The sequence below is a fragment of the Tamlana crocina genome, assembly GCF_012037625.1.
The window spans coordinates 1-300 of sequence record NZ_JAAVJS010000765.1; the positions used below are offsets into that span (position 1 = coordinate 1).

At 39.3% G+C, this 300-nt stretch carries 1 protein-coding gene; it reads left to right on the forward strand.

Going from position 1 to position 300, the window contains the following annotated elements:
- Positions 1 to 88: 88 nt before the first annotated feature.
- Positions 89 to 300, forward strand: a 212-nt coding sequence (locus HC176_RS18910; RefSeq protein ID WP_425338234.1) for an alcohol dehydrogenase catalytic domain-containing protein, incomplete at its 3' end; no start/stop codon positions are given.

The following is a 300-nucleotide window of genomic DNA, read 5'->3' on the forward strand; positions in this document are numbered from 1 at the left end:
TTATTGGCTTTGCAACTTTAGTAAAGCTTTAATAGAACTTTTTTGCCTGAACTCCTATTAATTCTGAAATTAAAGAGAAAAGGAAATTATGAAGAAAGAAATGAGAGCTGCAAAATTCAATAAGTTCAACGGACCCAAGGGGGTAGAGGTCGGTACCATGGAGGTTCCGGAATTAAAGGAAGGAGAAATTCTGGTAAAGATTAAGGCTGCGGGAGTAAATCCTGTGGATGCTGTAATTACCAAAGGTTATTACAAGGATATGATGCCGCATCCCTTTCCTGTCATTCCCGGCTGGGATTT